The 24,820-nt window shown below is 42.8% G+C and carries 20 protein-coding genes; 11 read left to right on the forward strand and 9 right to left on the reverse strand.

The window, feature by feature from the left end:
• Positions 1 to 311: 311 nt before the first annotated feature.
• Entirely contained in the window at positions 312 to 1,067 is a 756-nt protein-coding gene (locus ACKTT9_RS04445; protein WP_407870628.1) for an SDR family NAD(P)-dependent oxidoreductase, read from the reverse strand.
• A 44-nt stretch (positions 1,068 to 1,111) separates the two neighbouring features.
• Positions 1,112 to 1,855 carry an SDR family NAD(P)-dependent oxidoreductase gene (locus ACKTT9_RS04450; RefSeq protein ID WP_407870629.1) on the reverse strand — a complete coding sequence of 248 codons (744 nt, stop codon included), beginning with the start codon at positions 1,853 to 1,855 and terminating at the stop codon, positions 1,112 to 1,114.
• A gap of 198 nt (positions 1,856 to 2,053) precedes the next feature.
• On the opposite strand from ACKTT9_RS04450, the gene ACKTT9_RS04455 reads away from it, so the two are divergent.
• From ACKTT9_RS04455 to ACKTT9_RS04465, 3 genes are all read left to right on the forward strand, one after another.
• Positions 2,054 to 2,968, forward strand: a complete 915-nt coding sequence (locus ACKTT9_RS04455) for a LysR family transcriptional regulator (RefSeq protein WP_407870630.1) — start codon at positions 2,054 to 2,056, stop codon at positions 2,966 to 2,968.
• Between the two features lie 177 nt (positions 2,969 to 3,145).
• Complete coding sequence (locus tag ACKTT9_RS04460) at positions 3,146 to 5,662, forward strand: LuxR C-terminal-related transcriptional regulator (RefSeq protein WP_407870631.1); 2,517 nt, start codon at positions 3,146 to 3,148, stop codon at positions 5,660 to 5,662.
• Positions 5,663 to 5,916: 254 nt separating this feature from the next.
• Positions 5,917 to 10,560, forward strand: a complete 4,644-nt coding sequence (locus ACKTT9_RS04465) for a cadherin-like beta sandwich domain-containing protein (protein WP_407870632.1) — start codon at positions 5,917 to 5,919, stop codon at positions 10,558 to 10,560.
• A 154-nt stretch (positions 10,561 to 10,714) separates the two neighbouring features.
• Here ACKTT9_RS04465 and cydS read toward each other — a convergent pair whose 3' ends face one another.
• The 4 genes from cydS to ACKTT9_RS04485 form a co-directional block, all read right to left on the reverse strand.
• Positions 10,715 to 10,816, reverse strand: coding sequence for a cytochrome bd oxidase small subunit CydS (gene cydS / locus ACKTT9_RS04470; RefSeq protein WP_407870633.1), 102 nt, complete (start codon positions 10,814 to 10,816; stop codon positions 10,715 to 10,717).
• A 4-nt stretch (positions 10,817 to 10,820) separates the two neighbouring features.
• On the reverse strand, positions 10,821 to 11,849 hold the full coding sequence (locus ACKTT9_RS04475) for a cytochrome d ubiquinol oxidase subunit II (RefSeq protein ID WP_407870634.1): 1,029 nt from the start codon (positions 11,847 to 11,849) through the stop codon (positions 10,821 to 10,823).
• Positions 11,846 to 13,195, reverse strand: a complete 1,350-nt coding sequence (locus tag ACKTT9_RS04480) for a cytochrome ubiquinol oxidase subunit I (RefSeq protein WP_407870635.1) — start codon at positions 13,193 to 13,195, stop codon at positions 11,846 to 11,848. Before ACKTT9_RS04480 ends, ACKTT9_RS04475 begins: the two co-directional genes overlap by 4 nt.
• 817 nt (positions 13,196 to 14,012) lie before the next feature.
• Positions 14,013 to 14,972, reverse strand: a complete 960-nt coding sequence (locus ACKTT9_RS04485) for a cation diffusion facilitator family transporter (RefSeq protein ID WP_407870636.1) — start codon at positions 14,970 to 14,972, stop codon at positions 14,013 to 14,015.
• Between the two features lie 189 nt (positions 14,973 to 15,161).
• On the opposite strand from ACKTT9_RS04485, the gene ACKTT9_RS04490 reads away from it, so the two are divergent.
• The 5 genes from ACKTT9_RS04490 to ACKTT9_RS04510 all read left to right on the forward strand — a co-directional run bounded on the left by ACKTT9_RS04490 (position 15,162) and on the right by ACKTT9_RS04510 (position 19,079).
• Positions 15,162 to 15,527 carry a metalloregulator ArsR/SmtB family transcription factor gene (locus tag ACKTT9_RS04490; protein ID WP_157317614.1) on the forward strand — a complete coding sequence of 122 codons (366 nt, stop codon included), beginning with the start codon at positions 15,162 to 15,164 and terminating at the stop codon, positions 15,525 to 15,527.
• A gap of 18 nt (positions 15,528 to 15,545) precedes the next feature.
• The gene (locus ACKTT9_RS04495; RefSeq protein WP_157317582.1) at positions 15,546 to 15,998 is read left to right on the forward strand and encodes a BlaI/MecI/CopY family transcriptional regulator; all 453 of its coding nucleotides are present in this window, start codon (positions 15,546 to 15,548) and stop codon (positions 15,996 to 15,998) included.
• The gene (locus ACKTT9_RS04500) at positions 15,976 to 16,842 is read left to right on the forward strand and encodes a M56 family metallopeptidase (RefSeq protein WP_407870637.1); all 867 of its coding nucleotides are present in this window, start codon (positions 15,976 to 15,978) and stop codon (positions 16,840 to 16,842) included. Before ACKTT9_RS04495 ends, ACKTT9_RS04500 begins: the two co-directional genes overlap by 23 nt.
• A gap of 551 nt (positions 16,843 to 17,393) precedes the next feature.
• Complete coding sequence (locus ACKTT9_RS04505; protein WP_407870638.1) at positions 17,394 to 17,996, forward strand: copper resistance protein CopC; 603 nt, start codon at positions 17,394 to 17,396, stop codon at positions 17,994 to 17,996.
• Complete coding sequence (locus ACKTT9_RS04510; protein WP_407870639.1) at positions 17,997 to 19,079, forward strand: copper resistance D family protein; 1,083 nt, start codon at positions 17,997 to 17,999, stop codon at positions 19,077 to 19,079.
• 65 nt (positions 19,080 to 19,144) lie between these two features.
• Here ACKTT9_RS04510 and ACKTT9_RS04515 read toward each other — a convergent pair whose 3' ends face one another.
• The 3 genes from ACKTT9_RS04515 to ACKTT9_RS04525 form a co-directional block, all read right to left on the reverse strand.
• On the reverse strand, positions 19,145 to 19,756 hold the full coding sequence (locus ACKTT9_RS04515; protein ID WP_407870640.1) for a hypothetical protein: 612 nt from the start codon (positions 19,754 to 19,756) through the stop codon (positions 19,145 to 19,147).
• Positions 19,757 to 19,782: 26 nt separating this feature from the next.
• Positions 19,783 to 20,298, reverse strand: a complete 516-nt coding sequence (locus ACKTT9_RS04520; RefSeq protein WP_407870641.1) for a hypothetical protein — start codon at positions 20,296 to 20,298, stop codon at positions 19,783 to 19,785.
• Between the two features lie 280 nt (positions 20,299 to 20,578).
• Complete coding sequence (locus ACKTT9_RS04525; RefSeq protein WP_407870642.1) at positions 20,579 to 21,670, reverse strand: copper resistance D family protein; 1,092 nt, start codon at positions 21,668 to 21,670, stop codon at positions 20,579 to 20,581.
• Between the two features lie 265 nt (positions 21,671 to 21,935).
• Here ACKTT9_RS04525 and ACKTT9_RS04530 point away from each other — a divergent pair, with 265 nt between their 5' ends.
• From ACKTT9_RS04530 to ACKTT9_RS04540, 3 genes are read left to right on the forward strand one after another with little or no spacing between them, the layout of a single operon-like run.
• On the forward strand, positions 21,936 to 23,102 hold the full coding sequence (locus ACKTT9_RS04530) for a YhgE/Pip domain-containing protein (RefSeq protein ID WP_407870643.1): 1,167 nt from the start codon (positions 21,936 to 21,938) through the stop codon (positions 23,100 to 23,102).
• Positions 23,103 to 23,128: 26 nt separating this feature from the next.
• Complete coding sequence (locus tag ACKTT9_RS04535; RefSeq protein ID WP_407870644.1) at positions 23,129 to 23,725, forward strand: TetR/AcrR family transcriptional regulator; 597 nt, start codon at positions 23,129 to 23,131, stop codon at positions 23,723 to 23,725.
• Positions 23,726 to 23,731: 6 nt separating this feature from the next.
• Positions 23,732 to 24,691, forward strand: a complete 960-nt coding sequence (locus tag ACKTT9_RS04540; RefSeq protein ID WP_407870645.1) for a PfkB family carbohydrate kinase — start codon at positions 23,732 to 23,734, stop codon at positions 24,689 to 24,691.
• Positions 24,692 to 24,820 lie beyond the last annotated feature (129 nt).

Genomic DNA, 24,820 nt, shown 5'->3' on the forward strand with positions numbered 1-24,820 from the left:
CCCGACACTAACTGATGGATGACAAATTGGTTTTGAAATTGACAATAAAGTTTTGAAATGACAAACAAAGATGTGAAATAAAAAACATTCACTTCACTCATCACTGGGTGGTGAACGTTTTTTTACTGAGTTAGAGCATATGATTAACAGCAGTGGGGACTAAGCTAACGGGCAGAATAACGTAGCAATCCAATAAATCACCTTTCAATAAACCATTTTTTTTGAACTAGTTCGTTATCCTACCAAATAAACGCAAACGATAAAAAAGCCACATAGGAAACATTCCTACGCAGCTTCTTGTACCAGTAATCTTATTTTGCTGTCGCCCCGCCATCGAGAATAAATTCTGCACCTGTTGAAAATGATGACTCGTCCGATGCCAGAAAAACAACTAAATTCGCGACTTCCTCTACCGTTCCGAACCGGCCTAAGGGGGCCATAATCTTGGCTAATTGTTCTTCAGGTACCTTTGCCGTATCAACCGCATAGGTGCCCATCGCTGTATTAATATAAGCCGGATGAATTGAGTTGACGCGGACATTGGCCTGTGCATATTCAACTGCTGCATCCTTCGTCATGGTGCGCACCGCGCCTTTGCTAGCACCGTAAGCAATGTGTCCCGCCGCTCCTTTAATTCCTGCGATGGAGGAGGCATTAATAACAGAACCACATTTATTCACAGCCATATGCGGCATGACATGCTTCATCCCAAGAAATACGCTTGTAACATTAATACTCATCATACGATTCCACTCTTCCACAGTGGTTTCAGCAAGAGGTTTAATGAAATAGATACCTGCATTGTTAAATAGAATATCGATTTGCCCATACTTTGCAATTGATTCTTCTACGACCTGCTTCCAGTTGTCCTCATGACTGACATCATGGCGGAATGCGATCGCGTCACCACCAGATTGTTGAATCTCAGCAGCGGTTTGATTGACATTGTCCACATTGATATCCGTTACAACTACTTTTGCCCCTTCTTTTGCAAGTCTAAGCGCTGTTACTTTTCCAATTCCTGCACCTGCACCTGTTATAAGGGCAACTTTGCCTGCTAGTCTCACGGTTCATACTTCCTTTCCATAAAAGGTTTTCTTCAAACTGTACATTAGACAGCTGTGTAACCGCCATCTACAAGCAAGCTCGTTCCTGTTATAAAAGAAGCATCATCGCTGGCAAGGAACAGCACAGCTTTAGCAACTTCTTCAGGCTTTCCTAGACGCCCCATAGGATGCAACCCGATGAGATGCTGATTAACCGTTTCGCTCCGACCTTCAATGAGAGGGGTATCAATGTATCCTGGGCATACCGCGTTGACACGAATCCCCTTTATAGCATAATCCGCGCTAAGTGACTGGGTTAGAAGCTTAACCCCGCCTTTAGCCGAAGCATAAGCGGTAACGCTCGCCTTGCCTACATGACTGTGAATAGAGCCACAGTTCACGATTGCTCCGCCTGTCCCTTGTTCAAGCATTTGTTTGATCGCATATTTATCGCATAGGAACACACCGGTCAAATTGATATCGATCGTTTTCTGCCATGCTTCCGTACTTAAGAGATCCGCGGGTGCGTCTTTTGCGATTCCGGCATTGGCGAATAGAATATCCAGCTTGCCATATTTATTCACCGTTTGGGTCACCATATGAATGACCTCATCTTCTTTGGTTACATCTGTTTTAATAAATAACGTATCAAATCCTTCTTTATTTAACTGATCTGAAACAGCTTGTCCACGATCAGAAAAGTCTGCAATAACAACCTTAGCGCCTTCTTCTGCAAATAAGCGGACGGTCTTTTCGCCTATACCGCTTGCGCCGCCTGTAACAATCGCTACTTTTGCCTGAAATCTCATACCTAACACTCCTTTTCATAGTCAAAGCCCTTGACATTGACTGGTCTATTTTATCCGTGATGCTCACATTTAACTCTTTCTTGTTAAGAGGTGTTGTTCGATGTCCTTCTTTTATTTTATCATCATCCTAAAGGAAGAAATATTTAAACATAGTGGACCTAGCTTAAGAGAAACTAAAAGAAGGGGCTGTCTGTTTCGATGAATATTGAAAAGTTGGAGTATCTTGTTGAGGTAGCGAAGACAAGCTCGATTTCAGCCGCTGCTCAAAATTTGCATATAACTATTTCAGCAATCAGCCAAGCGATCTCCAGCTTAGAAGCCGAGTGGGGCGTTATCATTTTCAAAAGATCGCGATCAGGGGTACTTCCAACGGCAGAAGGCATCATCATATTAAAAAAAGTATATGAATTACTGGACAAGTACGGAGAATTAAAAGAAACCGCTCAAGGTTTTTCGAATCCCATAATTGGAAACCTGCGAATTGCTACTATTCCAGGTCCTACGTCCTTAATTGAGAATGCTGCCATCGATTTCAAAAAAGATTATCCACAGATCAGAATGGAGATTACTGAAAAAGGTTCCCAAGAGATTATTGATGACATCCTGCATCAAAGAATTGATTTGGGCTTTGTTATCTTATTTGAGAATCGACCTATTGAACAAATTGGGCTCTCGATTGAACGGTTGCTGACCGTAAAGATGGTTGCGGCCGTCAGCAAACAGTCCCTTTTGGCATCCCGCAAAACGATTACCCCGGAGGATCTTCTGGAGCAGACGATTGTTTTGTATAACGATGATTATGTCAAATGGTTCATAGATGATTTTCAAGTTAACTTTGGCCCTGTTGATATTTTGTTTACGACGAATAACCGGAATTCGATCATTCGAGCACTTCGCGATCATTTGGCTATTACCATCGGTCTTAACTATTCATTTGTAAGCGAAATGCCCTCTATTCGGGAGGATTCAGTCATCCTAGATCTCGACCTGACAGGGCAAAGTCCCGTTTATTTAGGGCTTATCCAGCAGAAAGGGAAGAATTCCACCTTACTTTCTAAAAATTTCAAAGCCCGTTTGAAGAATGATTTATCACGGTTTAGCGAACTCTTTTGATTTGAAAATGAATAAGGCACCTCCAGAACACTCGAAGAGCTATTTGAAATTCATATTGCCTAAACCTGTGAATGCAAGTTGGTTCACAGGTTTTTGTTTTTTTACCGAGCCACCTTTGCTTAGAAATCAGCTATAATAAAAGGATAGATGTTAACAGCCTAATTCGAGGTGCCGATCATGATTTTGAGTACCAAACTTCATATCCCGCAAATGCGGCGCGATGACCTTGTTGAGCGAGCGGCGATCACCGAGCTGCTGAATAAAGGATTACAGCGCAAATTCACATCCATAACGGCTCCCGGAGGGTACGGCAAAACAACAGCTTTGACCCAGTGGCTGCAGCAGTCCGCCATACCTGCCGTATGGATTTCCTTGGGTCCTCAAGATAATGATCTGATTGTATTTTGGAGTTATACGATCGCTGCGATCAATAGTAAGAAACCTCAATTTGCGGAAGCGGTTACTCCGTTTCTGCCCTCCTTAAAGTCGGGAGCGTTTGAACCCTTCATCTCAGCTATGATTCGCGAACTTGATAGCTATTCGGATGAATTGGTCTTGATTTGGGACGATTATCACGTGATTGATCTTGCTCCCGTCCAGGCTTCGGTGGCTTATTTTCTCGCTTACTTGCCAGCGCACATCCACCTCTATGTAACAAGCCGGGCTGAAATGCCCTTTCCTACGGCCAGGCTGCAGACAACAGGTCAAATGGTCAAAATCACGATTCAGGAGCTGCGTTTTCAACTTGCGGATGGAATTCGTTATTTTCAGGAATGCATGGGATTATCCCTGTCGGGAGACAAGATTGCTGATCTGGTTGATCGCACGGAAGGATGGATCAGCGGGCTGTATCTCGCGGCCATTTCGCTGCAACGAAGCGGCAATTATACGGATTTTATCCGTGCCTTCAGCGGGGAGCACCGCAGCATTTCGGAATATTTGTTTCAGGAGGTTTTTAGTCTCCAGTCGAGCGAGGTTCAGTCCTTTCTCTTGGAAACTTCGATTGTAGACAGGATAAGTGGCCCGTTGTGTGAAGCCGTTACCGGACAAGCGAATTGTCAGGAGCAGCTGGAAATGCTGGAACAGCATAATCTGTTTATTGTTTCCTTGGATGACCACCGTGAATGGTATCGCTATCATCATTTGTTTTCTGAATTTTTACGGAGGCTTTTCCGTCAGAGGTATGCAGGGCAATCGAAGGCGTTGCATGTCAAGGCAGCCCATTGGTTGGAGGAGCACGGATTTTTGGAAGAGGCGGTTGAGCAGCTGTTTGTGGACGGGCATCATCACGAAGCAAGTGCTTTGATCGAAAAGCATCTGCAAGACTTGCGTGTGAAAAGAGGGGTGCTTTACCGATGGCTAAGTGGACTACCGGAGTCCTGCTTGGCAGAGAAGCCGGGCATCCAGTTTCTTTATGTTAAAGTGATGGTGGAAGCGGGTCAAATGGAGTTGGCACAAGCCAGACTTCGTCAGATGGAGGACAAGCTATCGGATCCCGAATGGAAAGAGTACGTCGGAACGGTGCTTTATTTGTCCTCGGCGGTTTCTTTTTATCGGAAAGACATGGGGAAATTGGATGAATATATGGAGATGTTTGACCGGCATATGCCAGAAGGCAGCTACATTCAGATGATTGAGGGGAATTCCTATTCCATTAATTTCGATACGCAATTGAGTTTTATTAATGATTTGCATGAGGCGGAGCGATACTTTTCTAAATGGGTTAAGAGATGGGAGAATAGACAAGAGTATCCGTTTGTCGGCTTTTACTACGTTACGTACAGCTTGCTGTTATATGAGCAGAACCGCTTGGCAGAGGCTGAAGTATACGTGGAAAGGGTGCTGCAGACAAAGTGTATACAGCCCTATGGCCTTATTTTATTTGGCGCTGCTGCGGTTGCTGTGCGAATTTATCAGGCCAAAGGAGATTCTGTCAAAGCATTTGAGCTGCTGGAGCGGCTCCCATCCAAAATTCATTCCCCGGACAAAAGTATCTTCATTAGGAAAATAGAATCCGAGAAGACGTATTTGTCGCTTATGAACGGTTCTTTCGATGCGGGGTGGCTGCAAACAAGCGGCATCCAATATACCGATACGGCTCCGTTTGCTTCGATCAGGGAATATCTTCACTTGGCCCGAGCGTTAATGGCATGTGGCAGAGAGAACGATGCTTTGCAGCTGCTTGAGATCATGTATCGTTTTGTCGAAGAAGAAGATCGGTTGTGGGATAAGGTAAAGGTGGTTGTCCTGCAAAGTATGGCTTTTTATCAAAAAGAGGATAGGACGAGCGCTGTTATGAAGCTGGAGGCGGCACTCCAATTGGCAGAACCGGGGACATACATCCGCAGTTTTGTGGATGAAGGGGCCAAGATGGCGGAGCTGTTACGTGAATATATCCAGCAAAGACAGACCCATGCTAGCCGTAAGTCTGCGAGCGTAATATACGCCAGAGAATTGCTCCTTCTAATGTCGGATCCTAAGAATGAAAAGGAAAGTTCGGGAACTCTTATTACGAAACAGGAATTAAAAATATTACGAATGATAGACATGGGTCTGTCCAATAAACAAATTGCGGAACAACTTCAAATTACAGCCGAAACGGTCAAGAGCCATCTGAAAAGTATGTATAGAAAACTTCATGTGAACAGCAGGGAACAGGCACTTCAGCAAGGAAAGGAATTCCAGTGGTTGTAGAAGCTATTTACCGTAATTTCAGAAAATCATGATTATACAATACGTATTAGCAGCATGTATATCCCCCATTATTTTAAATTCACTCCCCCAGTAATGGGGGATTTTTTTATTGGGACGAAAGTCATAGAATTAGGACAAAAGTATGCATTATTCGACAAGAATAGCCAGCGGATGCGGGTTCGGTCGAATCACTCAGTCGTGCTTGCAGAGTATCTAAGGGGCTAGAAAAATAAAAAGGAGAGGTGCCGAAGAAGATGAATAACGTAAATACCATGAAGAGAGTAGCAGCCATGTTGATGAGTTTCATGCTACTTGTCCTTCCTGTGATGCAGATCGTTCTGGGAGGAGGTGTTGCCTATGCTACACCTGAAACCAAGGTGTGGACGGACATCACGAAATCAGGGGGATTTTGGAATCCATATGGTGTGGCCTTGGGTGGTGATGGCACGTTGTATGTAACGGATAGGGATAGTAATAAAATTAAAAAAATGCCTAGCGGAGGCAACGCTTGGCAGGATATCACCAGTGCAGGAGGATTCGACAATCCTAACGGTATCGCGGTGGACAGTAATGGTACGGTGTATGTTTCGGATGGCAGGAATAAAAAAATTAAGAAGCTTTCTAGCGGTGGCAGCACCTGGCAGGACATCCCCAATGAACAACAATACGAATTCAACATTCCGACGGGCATAGCAGTAGGCAGTGATGGCACCGTTTATGTTGCGGACCCTGGCTATAATCAAATTAAAAAACGGACGAGCGGAGGCAGCGCCTGGGAGGACGTCACCTATTTAGGGAGTCCGGTAGGCATAGCCATAGGCAGTGACGGCACGTTGTATGTGACGGATCGCTATTATCATCAAATTAGAAAACTGACGAGCGGAAGTAGCACCTGGGAGGACATCACCCATTCAGGAGGGTTCGACAATCCTGATGGTATAGCCGTAGGCAGTGATGGCACGATTTATGTGTCGGATGGTACGACTGGACAAATTAAAAAACTGCCGAGTGGAGCAAGCGTCTGGGAGGATATCACAGGCTCAGGGGCATTTAACACTCCGGCTGGTCTAGCAGCAGGCAGTGACGGCACGTTGTATGTGGTGGATTCGCGTAATTACAAAATTAAAAAATGGTCCTCCGGCTACCTTGTAAGCTTTGACAGCAGGGGAGGGACAAGCATTAACGCTCAGCCCGTAGCCAAAGACGGTTATGCAACAGAACCGGCTGCGAGCAAGGCATACAGCACGTTGGAAGGGTGGTATAGTGACAGCGCGCTGACGCAACCCTTTAACTTTGCAACAACAGCAATTACAGTGAACATAACGCTATATGCGAAGTGGGATACAAGCATTTGGGTAGATATCACCAAATCGGGAGACTTCAATAACCCTAGTGGCGTCGCGGTAGGCAGTGACGGCACGGTGTATGTGACGGACAGGAATAATCACAAAATCAAAAAATTATCGAGCACCGGCAGCACTTCGGCCTGGGAGGACATTACCAATTTGCAGATGTTTTACTCCCCAAGCGGTATAGCCGTAGGCAGCGACGGTACGGTCTATGTCGCAGATGCTGGCATTGGTCAAATTAAGAAACTGCCGAGCGGAGCGAGTGCCTGGGAAGACATCACCCTTTCAGGGGGATTCAACTTTCCGGGGGGGATAGCCGTAGATCGTTATGGCGCGTTGTATGTGGCGGATACGATGCATAACCAAATTAAAAAACTTCCAAGTGGAGGGAGCACCTGGGCGGACATTACCTATGCAGGGGACTTTCAATATCCAGCGGGTGTAGCTGTAGACAATGACGGCACAGTATATGTGGCGGATACGTATCATAGCAAAATAAAAAAATTGCCCGACGGAGCAAGTGACTGGGAGGATATCACCAAATCGGGAACCTTTTCCTTTCCTACGGGTATCGCCGCAGGTAGTAACGGCGCCGTATACGTGGTAGATTCTGAAGATAACCGCCAAGTTAAAAAGTTATCGAGCGGAGGTAATTCCTGGAAGGATATTACCAATTCAGGAGGATTCTACTATCCTAATGGCATCGCAGTAGGCAGTGACGGCTCGTTGTATGTACCGGATACTAGTAATTTCATAAGAAAACAATCGCATGCGTATACAGTAAACTTCGTTACCAACGATGCGTGGTGGACAGCAGGGGATCAAATTGTAATCCATAATGATCATGCCACAGAGCCAACTGTACCGACGAGAACGGGTTACTTGTTCGAGGGGTGGTACAGCTCAAGTCAATTTAGCGGTGCTCCCTTTGATGTTGCGACAACCACCATTACTTCTGATCATGTGCTGTATGCGAAGTGGGTCATGACAGCAGCAACAGTAAACATCGAGGCGCCAGTGCTGGACGCAACTCCGCAGGATGTAGCTGCGATAGAGGAAGCAACAGCCAATGTTGATTACACAGTCACACATGTAACCTGGAATGAACCTTTAACAACGGACGGCAAATTTAAGCGGGGCCAAAGCTATACGGCAACGGTTGAACTAACATCCAAGAATGCAAAGGAATTCCAAGCCGTTGCATTCACCCCGACAGTAGATGAAGCATCTGAGGTAGGATCTACAGTAACAACGGGTACGGGCGTAGGCAACACCGTGACGTTTACGGTAGCTTTTCCAGCAACGGAAATACCGATAGGAACTGCAGCAATCGCTGGAATAACACCGCCAGTTACGGGAGCAGTGCCGGTATCCACCATCCCAGCAACAAGTGAATATACAGCAACGGTAGAATGGTCGCCGTCTGACGCCGTATTCGCTCCGAATACCAGCTACACAGCCAGCATAACAATCACACCTAATGAGGGGTACACCTTAATAGGGACTGATGACAACTTCTTTACAGTAGCTGGAGCAACCTCTGTAACCACGGATGTCGACACGGGCGTCGTAACCGCCGTTTTTCCGGCAACTGCACCCTTAAACAATAACGCGCTGCTCGCTAATTTAACCGTTGATCAAGGCGCATTGACATTTTCATCGTTGCAGGGTACGTATTCCGTAGATGTCCCGAGCGCGATTACAAGTCTCCATGTGGCAGCAACTAAAGCGGAAGTAAGTCAATCGCTTGCAGTTACGGGTGCTGTGTACACGACGGCAACGGGTAATGTTTATACTTACCAGGCATCGAACCTGACGGTAGGGGCTAATGCGATTCGTATCGTGGTGACCTCCGAGGATCAAACACAAAATACGTATAACCTAACGGTTAACCGTTTAAGTAACAATGCCGAGCTAAGCGGATTAGCACTGTCGGGCATTGGGCTAACTCCGGCGTTCGACTCTGGGACAACGACGTACACAGCTAATGTGGTGAATGAGGTTTCCAGCACGACCGTAACGCCAACCGTCTTGGAGAGTCAAGGAAGGGTAACGGTGAACGGAACTTCGGTTACAAGTGGCGGGACAAGTGATGTCATTCCTTTGATTGTTGGAAGTAACACGATCACCTTGGTAGTGACAGCACAGGATGGCACAACGAAAACCTACACGTTTACGATAACGCGTGCAAAGAGCCTATCCAACAACGCCGATCTGAGCGGATTAACTTTGTCAGGCGTTAACCTAATGCCAGCGTTCGCCTCCGGAACGACAGCGTACACAGCCAATGTGGCGAATGAGGTTTCCAGCACGGCCGTAACGCCAACCGTATCGGAGAGCCAAGCAAGGGTAGCTGTGAACGGAACTTCGGTTACAAGTGGCGGGACAAGTGATGTCATTCCTTTGATTGTTGGAAGTAACACGATCACTTTGGTAGTGACAGCACAGGATGGTACCACGAAAACCTACACGGTTACCATAACGCGTGCAAACGCTGGTGGAGGTAGTGGGCCATCAGGAGGGTCAGGTGGATCAGGTGGATCAGGATCATCAGGTTCAGCTTCAACAGGTGCCTACACGGATGGTAAACTAACGCTCCCAGCAGGCGATAAGGGCGAGGTTAGTTTGAATCAAGAGGTTACAGTCTCGATTCCGGCAGGCGCTACGAATCGGGAACTCAATGTAACGATTACCAAAGTATTAGAAGCGCAAGCACTTCTAACCAACCAAAAGGCTCTTGCTAGCCCGGTTTTTGAGATCGTAAAGAACTTCTCAGAGAACTTTATTAAACCAATCACACTGACGTTTGTATTTGATAAGTCCAAATTGAGCGGTGACCAAACCGTATCCGTATTTTATTTTGACGAAACGAAAAAGGAATGGGTGAAGGTTCCCGGCGGTAAGATTAACGAGGGCAAGATTACCGTAGAGGTTAATCATTTTACGAAATATGCCGTTTTTGCTGTGGGTCAAGGGGCGACTGTACCTCCAACAGACATCATACCATCCATTCATTTCAGCGATATATCTGGACATTGGGCTGAGGTGAGTATCAAGCAAGCGGTAAACCTTGGGATTGTTAACGGCTATCCTGATGGTACTTTTAAGCCTAATAAAACCGTAACACGCGCGGAATTTGCGGTTATGCTGATGAATACGCTCAAGCCGCAAGGAAATGGAGCCGAACTGACGTTTACGGATAAAGGAAAGATCGGAACATGGGCGCAGAAATCGGTTGCGCAAGCGGTACAAGCAGGCATCATTACAGGCTATGAAGATAGCACGTTCCGATCAGATGCCGAAATCTCACGTTCAGAGATGGCCGTGATGATCGCCAAAGCGCTGGGACAATCCGTTGAAGCGGCAACAGCAACAGGTTTTGCGGACGACAAAGACATCCCAGACTGGGCGAAAGGTGCAGTTGGAGCCATGAAAAAGCTGAGTATGATCGAAGGTAAAGGCTCGAATACATTTGCTCCGGGTGATAAAACGACACGAGCAGAGTCAGTAACGGTGCTATTAAAGGTATTGGCGCAAAAGGGCAGGTAAATTTTGCTACTTTCTTACCCAATGCATTTACTTCAACGGAAATTAAGAAAATGATTATTTAAACCCCAGTCATCAAGGTGACCGGGGTTTAATTTTATGAGAGCTAGAAATGAAGATATATAAGCGGCAGTCTAAAACTCTATTTTCTGGCATGTCATTCAATGACATCACTGCTTCTCGTAACCCAAAAAAGCATAAATACGAGCGAAAACAGTACTATAACCGGCGCAGTATACTGAATTAGAAAGTTTTCCATAAGTTTAACTTCCTTTCTTTATTAATCTGCCTTGTACATAATCGGCATCGAACAGAAATAAACGCATGAGTAAAAAGAGTGATGGGACTAGAATTACAATTCCAGCGATAAAGGCGATAACCAGTGCAGTCCCCATCGTTTGATTTGTGAAATTTTCATGGATGGTGATGTAGGGAAATAAAATATACGGTAGATGGGCTTTACCATAACCAAAAAAGGCAAAAGCAAATTGCAGCAGCACAAATATGAATGAAGTACCCAAATTCCTTTGCTTCCAAAGAAGGAAGACTGCAATCAAGAAGCATAGGAACGATGTTCCAAACATCCAGCCATGGGAAAGCATGTTGCTAAAATGCTCCGGGTTTTGTTGATTGATCGTGAAAAAAACAAGAAAACTTGCAAGAATCGTTGGCCCACTCCAAAAAAGGGCGTACCCACGTAAGATTTTAAATGCGGGCCTGTCTTCTGCTCTGTATGCATAATACGAAAGAAACATGGAAGAGATGTAAAGAACACTGACCAACGACAGTAAAATGACGGACCAGGTATAGGGACTGCCGAGCAGCCTTTGCCAGTTAAGCAGGATCAATCCATTTTGCTCAATAATGATTCCGCCTTCTGAAATGGTAAGTACCATAGAGAGGGTTGCAGGGATGAGCAAGCCAGTTGCTCCATAGATGAGCATATACCATTTATTATCCTTCGAACCGTAGTTGCTGAAGGCATAGTAGGCTCCTCGAATGGCAAGCAATATGATGGCTATACTGCCTGGAACGAGAAGGGCGGTACCATAATAACGTGCTGTTTCCGGGAAGAATCCGACCATTCCGATGTAGAAAAAAACCAAAAAGACATTCGTTACTTCCCAGACAGGAGAAAGATAGCGCTCAATAATTTTATGAATGATATGCTGTTTCATTGTAATGACAGAATAATAACTGAAGAAACCTGCACCGAAGTCAATGGATGCCACGATTAAATACCCGTATAAAAAAATCCATAAAACCGTAATTCCTATAACTTCAAGACTCATTTCTTTGACCTCCCCCCGAAAATGCCAAGGGCTATTAATTCGTCTGCGACATCACTTTTTCTAAAGAGTTTGGATAACACTTTGACTGCGGTGAGTGCTAGTACGATATAAAGGAAACAAAATAGCAATAGCATCAAATCCACGTCTTGAGAGGTAGTTGCCGCATCTGCAACTTTTAAATACCCACGTAAAATCCATGGTTGACGACCAACTTCAGCGTAAAACCATCCACATTGAATACCAAGCATGGAAAGAGGCCCGCAAGCAACTATAATCGCTAATAGCCATTTAGGATAAGGTTTAACGGATCTTTTTCTTGCGTACCACAAATGAAGAATAGCAACAACAATCACGAACATCCCTATACCTACCATAGCATCGAAAAAGTAATGAACGTATAGAGGAGGACGAAGATCAGGGGGAATCTCATTAAGCCCTTTTACTTCAGATTTAGGAGTACCTCCTGCTAAAATGCTAAGCGCGTATGGAATTTTTAAAGCATATTTAATTTCATTCCTATCAGTCAAAATACCACCTAGTATGAGCGGCGCATTGGCCGTGGTTTCGAAATGCCACTCTGCTGCAGCAAGTTTTTCAGGCTGATTTTGAGCTAGGAATTTTGCAGATAAATCACCAATAAGTGCTGTAGTCACAGCAAATACAAGACCGGCGGTGACAGTCAATTTTAACGCCTTTTTAGCATATATGACGTCATCTTTTTTCTTGAGAAGAGAGTAGGCTGCAATAGCTGCCAAGATAAATGCGCTTGTCATATAAGCAGAGGAGAGCACATGCGCTACTTTGGTTGGCATAGAAGGGTTAAACATAGCTAATATCGGTTGTACATTAGTAATTAAGCCGTCTTTCAGTGAGAATCCTTGAGGGGTATTCATAAATGCATTTACAGTAGTTATAAAAAAAGCTGAAGCGGAGGAGCCGATGACAACAGGCACGAGTAGAAGGAGATGATGCATTGGTTTTAATCGTTCCCATGTATATAAGTAAATACCAAGGAATATAGCTTCAATGAAAAAAGCAAAGGTTTCTAGAAATAATGGAAGCGCAATGGCCTGTCCGGCAATTTGCATAAAGGTAGGCCACAATAAACTGAGTTGAAGGCCAATTGCTGTACCGGTAACCACACCAATAGCAACGGTGATAACGAAACCCCTGGCCCATCTTCGTGCTAATAATGTGTAGTAGGGGTCTTTGTGTTTAATGCCAGCGAGCTCAGCCAACATGATCATGACGGGAACACCAACGCCGATTGTAGCGAAAATGATGTGAAACGCCAATGTGGTCTCTGTTAGTAGCCGGCTATAAAACACGGAATCGTAGGTAGGCATGTGAAATCATCTCCTTTTCGTTTATCTAGGTTAAAAAAGTTTGCGAATAAATGAAACCAACATGACAAAAGCAACACTGAACATGAGGTACATTAATCGCTTTTCATGTTTTCGAAATGGGACCAAGTTGTATCACCCTCTGGTAAATTTTATTTAGTTATGGAATTAGTGTACTCCATTGTATGTGATTATTTTCACATAATCTGTGAATACGAATTGAACAAAGTTTTACAACTTTACTAACGGAAAATTGAACGTTATAAGAACAAATTGATATATGAAATGAACATATGATAATTTGTTAACATAAAGGGTTGAAAGTAACACTAAACGATAGTTCTCACTTCAAGAAAGGGGAAGCAATTTGAAATGCCTTAAAATACTATGGTATATAGTATTTTAAGGCGATACGATTCTATCTAAAGAAAGGTTACGGTGCATGAGTGAATAGTAAAGAGAAAAAGTTTCTGCATACTTGGAATGCCAAGCGAGGAATTGGAAGAAGGAAGTATGTTTTAATGTATGGCTTACTTGGTTTTGGCGTTGGACTAGCGATGCTGTTTAGTATAATTGAGTTAATTACTAACGGTACATTAATAATGAGTTATACGATCTCAAGAGTGATCGTTTTACCAACCATTGGAATTATAATGTTTAGCAACCGCTGGGACTCGAGAGAGAAGAAATACCAAAAGTTAGTAAACAAGCATGAAAGGATCTCTTGAAAAACCGCTTATATACTTAAAAAATCCTGAAAATATACGTAAAGAACCGAGTCGTTGTTACTTAATAAACAACGACTCGGTTCTTTACTATTTTATATTTTGCATTCCGCATGTTGTATATTCGAAGTTTCAATTTGAAAAGTTGTATGCTGTATTTTAAACTTCTTTTCTATTTCATGAATGGCTGACTGTAGAATAATCTGACTATCTTTTGAATCATCAATTAGAATATGACAACTCAGAGAGTCAAGACCTGATGTAATTGTCCATACATGCATATCGTGAACATTAATAACTCCATCAATGCTTTCTAGTGTCTTTTTAACTAGATCGGCATCAATTGTTGCAGGTGTGCCTTCCATTAGTATGTGTATGGCGGTGCGAATAACTCCCCATGCGCTTTTTAGGATAAGAACAGAAACGATTACACTGATTATAGGATCGGCAATGTACCAACCGAAAAAAAGCATTAATAGTCCTGCAAGAATAGCGCCAACTGAGCCTAGGGCATCTCCAATTACGTGTAAATAAGCGCTCCGAACATTGATGTTGTCCTTCACATCACTTTGTCTCATCAATGCCCAAACGCTCAACAGATTGGCTAGGAGTCCGACTAAGGCAATTAATATCATAGATCCACTGGAAACAGTAGGTGGATCAAAGAACCGCGCTATAGCTTCTTTTATAATAAAAGCAGCTATGATGAATAAGGCTAATCCATTGAACAACGCGGCTAAAATTTCAAACCTGTAGTAACCGAACGATTTCCGCGGAGAAGCTGGTCGGTTTGCGAACCACATAGCCACTAAGCTCAATGCCAAGGATACGGCATCACTCAACATATGGCCTGAGTCCGAAAGAAGAGCTAAGCTATTTGTAATTAAGCCTCCGAAAAACTCCACGAACATGATACCACTTGTAATAATGAGAGCAATGGCTAATCCTTTTTTATTATTGGGTGCATGACTATGCCCAAGTCCATGCCCATGATTGTGATCATGATCAGAATGGTTATGTCCCTGTTCATGATGTGTGTGACTGTGGTTGTGCATCTAAACCCCTCCTACAACATATGATCAAGTATTCATATGTTATTATATTTGAAAAAAATTGAAATGGCAATAATATGGAGAGATCTTGGTCAGTAGTATTTCCAATTTCACAATATACATAGGATTTCTGTTATAATGAGTGTAAATCGTAAGTTTTATCATCAGAAAGTGAGAATGTTTATGGAAGATATGTTGCCTAAAACCGTACAAGATCAATGTGATGACACTTGTAATGGAACTTCAAATATTGATGTCTTAAAGGATCAATTAATAAATGATCAAACTGTTAACGGGTTAGCTGAAGTGTTCAAAGCACTCGGGGATCCGACCAGATTGAAAATCATTCATACCCTATTGAATAAAGAGTTATGTGTTCACGATATTGTACAAATTCTAGGAATGGGCCAGTCCGCGGTATCACATCAACTCAGATATCTACGAAATCTTAGAATTGTTAAACGCCGTAAAGTCGGAAAGACCGTTTATTATTCCTTGGATGATGAACATATTGAGCAAATTTTTGTGCAGATGCTTCAGCACGTGAAACACAACTAAAGGGGAATAACGAGGTAAATGAAAAAAATAGGGTATCGCATGCAAGAAGAGGGAGTTAGTCGTTTTCTGGGATCCCTGGAAACTTTGATTATGGAGTTAATGTGGGATTCGGGAGACTGGTTAAATGTGCAGCAGCTTCGTGAAAGTTTGAAGTCAGAACATGACTACTCTGTGACGACAATCATGACGGTATTAAATAGATTATCCGAAAAAGGGCTCTTGGTTAAGATGGCCTCAGGTCGAGGGCGAAATAAGCTTGCTCAATTCAAGGTTGTTACTACCAGAGAAGATTTTATTTTGGAGCAAACCAGAAATGTTACAGAGGGGCTTATTAAAGATTTTGGGGAAGTAGTTGTTGCACACATGATTGATGTTATGGAAGAAATAGATCCGCATTTATTGAAGAAAGTAGAGCATATGCTCCAAGAGGCAAAAATGAGGAATAGTGATGAAGAAAATAAATCAAGCTAATTTTGCATTTGTATTATTTTCAGTTATTACATCAGCCTTGTTTGTTTTATTGATTTGGTCACTATGTCATCAACTTAAGGATATTACTTGGATACCTAATATAACACATATCTTGATAAACTTTTGGCATGACTTTCGTTTTAGACACTCTGTTGGGGAGTCTTTGTTAACAGTAGTTTTCTTATATACCTTTATCACACTTTTGTTTGTTGTAATAAAGGATTTGTATAAGCATTACAAATGGAATGATTTTATCAAGCATCAAACAGAAAAAGCACTAACTATACAATTTAACCATAAGTATGGCGATTTAGGCTATCCAATTCTGGTGGTTGTTGATAGGGAACCATTTGCTCTAACTTCTGGCATTTTGAAGCAGCAGATCGTTATCTCAACCAGACTTATCGAATCATTATCAGAAAATGAAACAAAGGCTGTTCTTGCTCATGAAGCTTATCATTGTCTCAACGGACATCCCTTTAAGAAATGGGTTTTGAGGCGTTTAGCTCAAGTAATGAGATATTTCCCAATATTAAAGGGATTATCTTTTTATTACTCAATATGGATAGAGCTTCTGGCAGATCGATATGCAATAGAGCTTATGAGGAATAAAACATATCTTGCATCAGCAATTTTGAAAATGATTAATCATTCAGCGAGTCGTGGAACAAGAAATTTAGTTGTAACCGCTGATTTTGCGACTACTGCAATAAATTATCGTTTAAAGCAACTATTAGATCTTCAAGAGAATCTTCATGTTGTATATTTTTCAAAAAGAGCTTTCTGGTCATCGATAGTGATTGGAGTAGTTTTCACATCTATCGTCATATATAGTTGTATCTAAAACGTGGAGATCATCCACGTTTTTTTTGTTTACAGACAACTTAAATCTCTTTTCATTCACTAAAAGTGAACATATTAGCACATATTCATTTATCGTGTTGACAGGGGTATCAGGGTATCATACAGTTAAAACTATGGATCGTAGTTTTTTGGAATAATGAGGTGTGACTATTGGAGATGAGCAGCCGTAGAGTGGCATGAGGAAATTGATGTTCAAACCGAAAATATTCAGGATCATTAATAACCAGTGTAAGGGGAATACAAATGCTTTTTCATTTCCATGGGATATTAGATTGGAGAAAAATAAGGAACAGTGCCATGATTATTCTCGGACTACTGCTCGTTATTTTTACTTTAGATAGGATAACTGGATTTTCTACGATCCAAAGAGTCTATGCATACATCGTGCCGTTTTCCTTACATGTATTAATTTCTATCTTTCTGAAAGGGAAAGAATCATGGCTTTTGGGTGGAATGTTAGGAACACTTATTTCTATGGTTATCTTGGTCATTTATTTTATAATCTCATAATGAAACATTTGGAGGGTATATATGGTAATCGCTGAAAATAAGGTGTTTTCTAAACTAACAATCATAACTGTAGGATTGTTGCTCTGTCTAACGATATTTTTTACTAAACCTGCACTTGCTCATACGGGCTTAGAAAGTTCCAATCCTAAAGCAGGAGCAGAAATTACGGAACCTCTGCAAGAAATTACTTTAACATTTGAAGGTAAACTTGAGAACTTAAGTACATTTAAATTGTTTGATAGCCATAAACAAGAGATTAAGGCGAATGTTACGCTTAAAGAGAAGCTAATGACAGGGAAGTTGAGCCAACCGCTGTCTAACGGCAGCTATGAGGTACAATGGACAATTGTTGGTGAGGATGGCCACCCCATTCAAGGTAAGTATACTTTTACTGTAAAAAACGCGGCAGATAAACAGCTTCAGCCTGAGGTAACAGTCACTCCCGCAGCCTCTGCGACAGTCGAGCCTTCAACATCGCCTTCAAGTACGGCAATCCCAGTCAAGGTATCAGAATCTACAGTTACATCTGAAGCAGCCACTTCAAATAACTACTGGATCTGGATTGCAGTAGGGGTAATCCTGATTGCACTTGTAGTTCTGTCGGTTACTAGGAGGAAGAAGTAATTGATTTACATTTTTTCAGAAGCTCTGCTCTACATCTGCTTTGCTATGCTAACAGGAGCAAGTATACTTGCTCTTGTTCCAGAGAATAGAAAGCCGAAATATTACATATCAGACAATGTACTAACGTGGATTGCAGTGGGGATTGTTGTGTTGTCATCCCTTCAAATCATAAAGCTCATAATCTTTTATAAAACGGCTCTAAATTACGAACTCACTTATCTCACTTTCACAGTTCTGGGGGATTATAATGTAGGCAAGGCTTGGTTCATTACCGTCATTGTTGCAATGGCAATCATTTATTGTCTTGGCCTAAAGCAAGATTCTAAATTTATAAGATATAAGTGGGGCGTAATACCCGTATTAACAGGTATTCTGTTAATCACTTTCGGATATGCCAGTCACTCAGCTTCTATTTATGGTTGGACTGGTTTTGTTTCTCATGCGGCTCATTTTATCGCTGCAATGGTTTGGATTGGTGTGATGATCGTAATCGGATGGTTTACGACCGAAATTCGTAATTGGAAAACATTCTTGAAGTGGTTTACACCGATGGCCATCGTTTGTGTACTCGTTACAATTGTGGCTGGTCTACTATTAATGAGCAAACTCTCGCCACAGTATGTAAGCTCCTGGATAACTTCGTATGGTCAAGCAATGTTGATCAAACACTTATTGATAGTCCCAATAATTGTGTTAGGTTTTATCAATGGATTCTTAATGCGCAAAGGAACTGCCGGAACATTGTCTTGGCTAAAGGTAGAGAGTATTGTTGTTATCTTCTTGCTAGCGGTAACAGCATTTATGGGACAGCAAGCACCTCCTCATGATGATCTAAAGGAGTTACTTGATGAGGAACCGCCTTCATCCTTGTTTATGTCTGTAACTGGTTACAGCTTAAAACAAGGGATAGAACTACAAATCGTCCCGAACTTGGTTAGTATATGTCTTGTCGCTATTGCAATAATTTTATTAACTGCTGGGCTGTTGTGGGGATGGAGAAAGAAAAATCCAAAGTGGGCTTTAGTCTCAGCACTGCTTTTTGTTATTTGTGGATATATGGCTTTAATGTTTGCTGTTTCATAGAAGGGCATTCGTTGTGCGCTGATCAAAAGAACCCCAAGGAGAAATTCCCAGGGGTTCTTTAATTTTTAGCGTTGTAGCCGTCCAAGTTTATCCATAATGGAATGAAGTTTTGTATCCTTTTTTACTGCCTTCACAAATTCAGGCGGCAAATTTACGAACTTTTTGTTGATGATGTCGTAGAGTTTGTCCTGCGGCTCATCAAGGAACAATGGATACATGATGAAGTCCTTAATGTTACCGGTCGCAAGAACAGCCTCATTCATGAGTGCATCAACTAAAATGCGTATATCGGAAACTTTTGGATAGTCTTTGAATTTATACCCAGGAATATTTAGAAGAGGGCGAATAGGCTCGCTTCGGATAAAATTTGAGAAAATTCTTAATTCGGTCTCTAAATCCATCGAGAAAGATTGGTCTATTCTGTTGGAATTCGTTTCGAGAATCTCCTCAATAATTTTCCTTTTCTTTTCTTTCAAAGTCTGCATTTGGACGCGAAGTTCTCGCTCAACCTCTTTACTAATAACTATTTTGGCTGTTTTCTGAGTAGCTTCTAACAATACTTTTTTCCAAAACTCAGTAGCGCTTTTCCGATAGTCTTGTTGGTCTTTAGCATCATTTATGAGGTAACAGAACAAATTTGTATCTGGATGGTAGATGATAGTTTCGGGGGGTGACATGGGATTAACTATTTCCTTTTCTCTTTCTATTCTGTTGTTTCTTCTATCGGACCTTTATCGGACCAAAGTTTCAGTGCCAGCTTGGCTACACGCTGTGAACTTCCAAATTCCTCTTCTCGCTCTTGTACAAATTTTTTCCAGTTAGGAAATGTTTTGAACTGGTCTGACTCAATTCTCCACGAGCTGTTTTCACCAGCAACTTGGTGACTTTTATAGGTGCCGCTTGCGCAATGGCGTCGTACAACTTGAGGTACGAGACCAGTTAGTTTCGAAACATCACGAACAGACAGGTATTCAGGGGCTTCAAGTTCTTCTTCCATCAAGTTAGTGTAATCAAGTTGAAGCGTGTTAACTATCTCTTCTACTGCCCTTACGTCGTTATCAGTGAGCTTTTCAACCTCTACCACTCTCATTTGTTCAGCGATCAGAGCTCTTCTAAGCATAAGAATTTTGGCCAGACTTATCCTCGATTCGGTATCAAGTATCCGCTCTGTGCTGTCCGGCAGCGTAACCTGGTTAAGAACATTTGGCATATTAATCATCCTCCATCACCTACAGCGTATCATAAATTTTCCCAGAACTAAAGGAATAAATGGAACCTTTCGAACTTGTTTTAAAACAGTCTATGCAATTTCAACTAAAATATACGCAATATCTTAAATAAATTTTTCGCTCAACTTAAAAACAATGAGAATAATGTATATATCAGATTAGCGAATAGATTTACATTGCTGTGAAAGTTCGAAAGAAGAAGAAAAAACCTCAGGTTCAGGACCTGAAGTCAAAGATTTTACGTTGAAATAGTAGTAAAAAGCAGGCACTTTATTTAACACTTACCATCACGGCTACGTATGTTACTGCCGCAAGAATTGTACCCAGAGAGATGACAGGAAGCGAAGCTCTTTGCCTTTTAATAAATAGGAAGAGCATTGTAAAAATTAATAGGGCGGCTAAAAGCAGGAGTACTACACTCCATAAATTAACCCCTATTTTAACGATATAATCAAATGGCAGTGGGTGGAACATGGTAAACAAAATAGATGGTTGTGTCAGCTTAATTGTATTTTCAATGCTTAATTCATGAGGAGGATTCTGTTGTCCCATGACAGATGTAGCGGCTAAAACGAGAATCGCGGAAATGCTCTCAATTCTGAGCCAAGGTTTGGGATCGTAATTAGGATTAAGATTAAATTTGCGTTTCGTAAGGAAGCCATTCATAAAAGCTATTACTAAAAGCGGAATAATGAATACGTGTTTAATTAGCAGTGCTTGTCCGTAAGTTATCATCCAAGAATTTAAATACTCAGGAACTATAAATTTCATAAGAATAAGTCCTGCTGCAATCGTAATTGTTACACAAACCAAAGCTACAGGGCTAAACCATTTAAAAAAGGCCTTCCAGTGTTCATTATCTTTCGAGAACCAAGTTACCACAAATAAAACCCCGATCCAAACCGAGACAGCTATGAAGTGCGAGCTATGTGTAATAAATCCTTTTAGTGCATAGTTAGAAGCACAATGACTAGCCCAGCCGAAAGCACCAATTAAACCAATTGTGAAAATAATACTTATTGCCTCAACTAGAGGTTCTCTTTTGTTTCCACGTAGTACCCGAATAAAAAGTAAAGCCATGGAGAAGAAGAGGGTATACAGCCATGCGTTGCCTAATTTAAAGTCAAGAAGAACACCTTTACCTATGACCCAATAGTTTTCTCCAAAGTCCTTTGCGAAAAAATCGATGATCTTAAACACTGGCACAAAGGATAGGAGGGCAACTCCACTAATACATAAAAGAATTAACCAGTTAGGCACTTCAATTCTTGGCCGCTTATTTGGAGGAACCAGGTTTAAAATTTGCTCTCCTACAATGATACAGAAACAGAGGTATAGTAAAGTCTCAGATATATAAATCATGTTCTCCTCTTAAAAAACTATGTAGAATGTTATTTTACAAATCTATTATAGCGTACTAATATGTTTGGGAATCTATGAAATTAATACGATTTATTGAACTTTGTTTGATGGTACTGCTTGCTGCTACCTACACTACAACAACAACAACAGCAGCAGCAGGATAAACTACAACAACAACAACCTCATTGACAGACAAAGCCCTCATCCCTATAATTTAAACAAACGTTTAATTAAAATGATCGTTTAAATTTAAATAGGAGTGGTCATGTTGAAACAAGCACTAGGCGCATTTTTTAAGCAAGGTACGACGAAAGTAGGAATCATAACAGCCATTATGTTTCAACTGTTATTCAGCTTGATCTGGATGACGGGTTATGCAGGCGTATCTGATAACACGAAGAATTTGAAGATCGCTATCGTCAATGAAGATCAGGGTATGGGAAGCACAGTGGCAAGCAATTTGAAAGCGAATCTGCCTTTTCAAACTGAGCAAATAGACTCAAACGATAAAGCGCAAGAAATGCTGAACAACCGCCAAGTGCAAATGGTTATACACATTTCATCCGATTTTACAAAAAAGCTGCAAACACCGGGGCAAACGGCTCCCATTTCGTATACAATTAATGAGTCCAATCCATCCATGATGAAACCCGTGATGCAGGCGGTAGCAGGCAATGTAACGGCAACTGTGAACGGGGAAGCAGTAGCTGCAGGGGCAACTGCCGTGCTTACTCAAATGGCTCCGAAACTGCCGGCTGAACAGGCGGGGCAAATTGCACAAGGACTGGCGAATAAGGTAACCTCGGATATCCAGAGTACAAATAAGGTTAAAGACATGCCGAATCAAATGCTGCCTATGATGCTTGTGCTTGCTTCAATTGTAGGAACAATGATTATGGGGATGAACTTCAGCGTTTCCACGAATATCCTGGGTGCATCGGTAAGTAAAATGGGCAAATTAGCCGCACGCTTCATGCTCACCGTCATTGCCGCAGTAGTAGTTGGGCTGATCAGCGCGACAATGGTTGTTGCTTTGGGAGGACATGTAGAGAAAGGATTTATGGCATTATGGCTGTTTGAATCCTTATTCTTGCTTACGTTTGCGTTTGTTGCACAAATGTTTTTGACATTGTTTGGGAACGCAGGTATGCTATTTAACATCGCGATGTTATCCTTGCAATTGGTGTCTTCCGGGGCCATCGTGCCAAGGGAGCTTTTGTCGAACTTTTATCATACTTTGAGCAATTATTTCCCGGCTACGTATGCTGTTAACGGTCTGATGAATATTTTGTTCGGCGGTCCTGGCGTAACGAAAGAAGTAAGTTCTTTGCTCTTGATTGCCGTTATCGCATTAGTTATTGATTGTGTGGTTGCATCTATTAAAAAAGTAAAAGCAGCACCTGCTACGAGACAAATCTCACAAGCCGCTTAACTTCTATATAAGGAGGGCGCTAAAAAATGGCACATCAAGAATCAGACATGAAGATAAAGATTGTACTCGCTGCAAAAAAATTATTCGCTGAGCATGGTTATGATGCTACAAGCGTTCGTCAAATTTGTGAGGAAGCCGGGGCCAATGTGGCTCTGGTTTCCTATTATTTTGGTGGAAAAGAGAGCGTTTTCCATGAAATTTTCCATCAGTTTTTTCCCTCACATAAGCTTTCCGGCCTTTTTGACATTGAAGACCCTGTAGAAGGAATTAAAGCGATTATCAAAGAAATCATTTTGATCCGGAATAAAGATCCTCAAATGATTAGTCTGATTCAAATGGAAATTATCATGGCGTCCCCACGTATTGAGAAGATACGAGCTCTCGTTTTTCCGGCATGGGAAAGGGTTAGATACTTGTTGGAAAAGGGGAGGCGCGAAGGTTATTTTCACTTCGATTCCTTGGACAGTACGCTAATGTTTGTATTGGGTTCGATTTTTTTCTATAAGCAACGAGACTTCTTTGAGCCGCTTTTTTCGGAGCCGCGACCCGAGACGGGAACGATTATTCAGCAAACAACCACTTATGTGATGAACGCACTAGGTTATCAAAGTAAAGGGGAGTAAGGACTTATGGGTAAAACGTATATTGTGTGTTTGGGTGAGCTTTTAATTGATTTCGTACCTGAAATAAATGGACAAGCTTTGGCCGACGTCACGAGCTTCCAGCGGGCGGCGGGCGGAGCACCCGCCAATGTGGCGGCGGCGGTCGCCAAACTAGGCGGCGACGCAAGGTTTATCGGCAAAATCGGCCGAGACCCCTTCGGCGATTTCCTCGTGCGCACGCTTGACGAAGTCGGCGTGCAGACGGCCGTTGTCCAGACCGATGAGGCGAAGACCGGTCTGGCTTTTGTTTCGCTGCGCGCGGACGGTGAGCGCGATTTCTTGTTTTTCCGCGACCCGGCGGCGGACATGCTCCTGCGCGCAGACGAAGTCCAGTCGCAGTGGCTGGAAGACGCAGCGGTCTATCATTTCGGCTCGGTATCCTTGATTGCCGAGCCTTGCCGTACCGCGACGCTGGACGCAGCGCGCCGTGCGAAAGATCTTGGCGCACTGGTGTCGTACGACCCCAATGTGCGCCTAGCGCTTTGGCCGAGCGCGGACGCGGCTCGGGCCGAGATCCTTGCGCAGCTTCCGCTTGCGGATGTGGTCAAGGTCAGCAAGGAGGAGATCGAATTCCTCCTCGGCGTGGACGCGACCACTGGGGCGCAGCAGCTGCTGCAGCGCGGACCTAAAGTGATTATCATCACTTTAGGTGCTGAAGGCTGCCGCGTGGTGAGCGCGCGGCAGGATGTTGTCATCCCCGGCACGCCGGTGGCAGCCGTGGATACAACAGGCGCCGGCGACAGCTTCGTCGGCGGCATGCTCTTTCAGCTGGCGTCGCTGGGCGTGACGCCTGCGAACATCGTTGACGCGCTCGTTGAAGCTGGCGTCGCTGAGCGCGTTTTTGGCTTTGCCAACCGCGTGGGCGCCATCACGACTACGCGTCGCGGTGCGATTCCTGCACTTCCAACGCTAGCGGAAGTGGAGTGAACTTAGGCTCTGTTCTTCTATTTCTCATTCTTTCTGTTGTATCTACAGGGTAGAAGGCAGGAAGGGTTAGAGAGGGATAGAGCTTGTTTATGCGAAAATCTGAGTCAAAGGGATAGTGGCGGTAGGAGT

The organism is Paenibacillus sp. P36 (genome assembly GCF_045866505.1).
In the GTDB taxonomy this organism is placed as follows: Bacteria; Bacillota; Bacilli; order Paenibacillales; family NBRC-103111; genus Paenibacillus_E; species Paenibacillus_E chondroitinus.